Below are 3,335 nucleotides of genomic sequence, written 5' to 3' on the forward strand. Positions count from 1 at the left end.
CGGCTGGCAGATCCGCATGGTGAAAGGCAAACCCGAAGTCAGGGCACCACTCTGCTACGACCCAACCCAAACCTGGCGGACCACGGGCAACCACCGGGCCAGGCCACCAGGGTCTCGACAGGGTCGACCACCGGGTGCGTGAGTCCCCCGGAGACAGGCCACCAGGGTCTCGACGGGCTCGACCACCGGGTGCGTGAGTCCCCGGGATCAGGGCACCAGGGTCTCGACAGGCTCGACCAACGGGTGCATAGTCCCCGGGATCGGGCCACCAGGGTCTCGACAGGCTCGACCACCGGGTGCGTAGTCCCCGAGATCGGGGCACCAGGGTCTCGACAGGCTCGACCACCGGGTGCATAGTCCCCGGGATCGGGGCACCACGGTCATGACAGGCTTGACCACCGGGTGCGTAGTCCCCGAGATCGGGGCACCAGGGTCTCGACAGGGTCGACCACGGGGTGCATAGTCCCCGGGATCGGGGCACCAGGGTCTCGACAAGCTCGACCACCGGGTGTGCGAGACCCCGAAAACAGGCCACCAAGGTCTCGACAGGCTCGACCGCCGGCGACGTGAGTGTCCGGCGGTTTGGGAGACCGGGCTCGACCACGGGGCTCGACCACGGGCGAGTTCGGCCGCCGGGGCGCTCCGGCCGGCACTGTCGTCCGGATCGTGGCACGCTGATCACATGGATCTGGAGGTGGTGCCCGCGCTCACCATTCCCGAGCGTGAGCTCGGCTGGCGGTTCTCGCGGTCGTCCGGGCCGGGCGGCCAGCACGTCAATACCTCCGATAGCCGCGTCGAACTCTTCTGGAACGTGGCCGAGTCGACGACGCTCTCCGACGATCAACGGATGCGCCTGCTCGCCCGCTTAGCCAAACGTCTCGTCGACGGGGTGATCACCGTGACCGCCTCCGAACGGCGGTCCCAGCTGCGCAACCGCGAGCTCGCCCTGGCGAAGCTCGCCGATCTCGTGGCCGCCGGCCTGGCTCCCGATGCGGCACCACGCCGCCCGACCAAGCCCACCCGAGGTTCGGGTCGACGGCACCTCGCAGCGAAGCAACAGCGGTCGGCCACCAAAAGGCAGCGGCAGCGGCCGTCCGCCGAGTAGCCGCGAGTGCGGTTGAATCGCCGCTTAGCCCAGCCCAGACCGACGTTTCAGCCGCACTCGCGGCCGAACGGGTGCCCCGCAGCTGGGAGCCCGTAACGAGGACCTACCGCACCAGCAGCATCTGCCGGAAGAACGCAGCCAGCTCGGCGGTCGCGGTCAGCGGCAGAACCGTCGCCACGTACATGTCGGGGCGCACCACTACGACGGCGCCGCCGCGGTCGATCCCGCGCAGCTCGAAGATGTCGTTCGCCAGGTCGGTCGCGTAGAGCTTCTCGTAGTCGATCAGCTCGAACGGGCCGGTTCTCGGCAGGAATGCCTCCGGAACCCGGCCGATATCCACGCCGGTGTGCTCCTGCTGGTACACCACTTTGATGTCGAAGACACTGTCGATGTCGCTTCCGGCGGGGGTGTGCGCGAGCAGCGGCGACTCGGGCGCGGTCCGAATCCACTCGGCCCAGTCGGACAGCGCCGAGGCCTCACCGGATGTCGCGGCATCCGCGAACGCGTACACGCGCCACCGGCCGTCGGCGATGTGGTGGTGCCCGAGTTGCACGGGGTTGGCGTCGGGAACGCGCATCACCGGGGCGGACTTGAAGCGCTTGCCGAGGGGGAACCCGGTCGCGAGACCTTGGTGGGTGGCCTCACCGATCAGCATCGACGGCGGGTACTGCGTCATGAAGCCGGACGGGAACTCGGCGGTCTGCGTGTAGAACTCCTCCAGCGGCACCTCGAGGTCCTCCGACTTCGTCGCCATCAGGGTCGACCAGGTCCGGTCGAAGTCGATCAGGTTCTTCGCGATCACCTGACGCTCGGCCGAGTAGGTGCCGAGCAGGGATTCGGGGCTGCGACCCTCGAGCACGTAGCCGAGCTTCCAGGCCAGGTTGAAGCCGTCCTGCATTGACACGTTCATGCCCTGGCCGGCCTTGGCGCTGTGCGTGTGGCAGGCGTCACCGGTGATGAAGACCCGCGGCATCCGTGTGCCGATCTCGTGGGCGAGCACATCGTCAAATCGGTCGGTGAGGCGGTGGCCCACTTCGTAGACGCTGTTCCACGCCACGTTCTTCACGTCGAGCGAGTACGGGTGAATGATCTGGTTCGCCTTCGCGATGATCTCGTCGATCGTTGTCTTGCGCACGGCGCCGTTGTCGTCGGCGGGCACCTCACCCAGGTCCACGTACATGCGGAACAGGGCCCCGCCCTCACGCGGAATCAGCAGGATGTTGCCGCCCGACTCCGACTGGATCGCGCACTTCATCCGGATGTCCGGGAAGTCGGTGACCGCGAGCACGTCCATCACTCCCCAGGCGTGCTGGGCCTGGTCGCCGGCGAGCGTGCAGCCGATCGAATCGCGCACGGCGCTGCGGGCACCGTCGGCGCCCACCACGTACTTGGCGTGCACGATCCGCTCCTGGCCCATCTTCTCCCCGGTCGTGTGCACGAGGGTGACCGTGACGGGATACTCGCCCTCATCCGTGTTCTCCAGGCGTCGGAAGTCGAAGCCGAAATCCGGCTCCATGCGCGTGGGGGAGTGGGCCATCACCTCGGCGAAGTAGTCCAGCACCCGCGCCTGGTTGACGATGAGATGCGGGAATTCGCTGATGCCGGTGGGGTCGTCCACGGCACGGGCCGAACGGATGATGCGGGTCACGTCGGCAGGATCCGGCGTCCAGAAGGCCATCTCGGTGATGCGGTAGGCCTCGGCGATGATGCGCTCTGCAAAACCGAACGCCTGGAAGGTCTCGACGCTGCGGGCCTGAATACCGTCGGCCTGCCCGATCGCCAAGCGTTCGCCCCGACGCTCGACGATCCGTGTCGTGATACCGGGAAACTGTGAAAGCTGGGCCGCGGTTATCATGCCGGCCGGCCCCGTTCCGACGATGAGCACGTCGACGTTGTCGGGGAGTTCGTCGGGGCGGTCGAGGCCGACGCCCGCGGCATCCTGGATGCGGGGATCGGTGGACACGTATCCGTGGTGGTGAAAATGCACGGCTTCCTCACTTCTTTGTGGGCTGCGTTGGGCGGGTGCGTTCGATATTCGAACACTAATTTCTATTATCGCTTTTCAGATCATATATGATTCGGCCGCACAGGGCCAGATCAGGGAGGCCATTCGATGGGTGCCGCGCGATGTCAAGCTGACTGGAGTCACTTGGGTTAGTTTGTGGCGGTTTCGTCGGCGAGGTGATTGATCCCGACGAGGCTGGCTGGTGCGGGTGTTGTTGGTCGTTCA

2 protein-coding genes are annotated in these 3,335 nt (G+C 66.7%); one reads left to right on the forward strand and one right to left on the reverse strand.

What is annotated here, in order from left to right; all coding sequences use genetic code 11:
* Positions 1–682: 682 nt before the first annotated feature.
* Complete coding sequence (arfB, locus tag E3O67_RS02720) at positions 683–1,105, forward strand: alternative ribosome rescue aminoacyl-tRNA hydrolase ArfB (RefSeq protein WP_134417764.1); 423 nt, start codon at positions 683–685, stop codon at positions 1,103–1,105.
* Positions 1,106–1,208: 103 nt separating this feature from the next.
* On the opposite strand, the gene E3O67_RS02725 is transcribed toward arfB, so the two are convergent.
* On the reverse strand, positions 1,209–3,092 hold the full coding sequence (locus E3O67_RS02725) for an FAD-binding monooxygenase (RefSeq protein WP_135101781.1): 1,884 nt from the start codon (positions 3,090–3,092) through the stop codon (positions 1,209–1,211).
* Positions 3,093–3,335 lie beyond the last annotated feature (243 nt).

Origin of the sequence: Cryobacterium sp. TMT3-29-2, assembly GCF_004564305.1 — a bacterium.
GTDB lineage: Bacteria > Actinomycetota > Actinomycetes > Actinomycetales > Microbacteriaceae > Cryobacterium > Cryobacterium sinapicolor.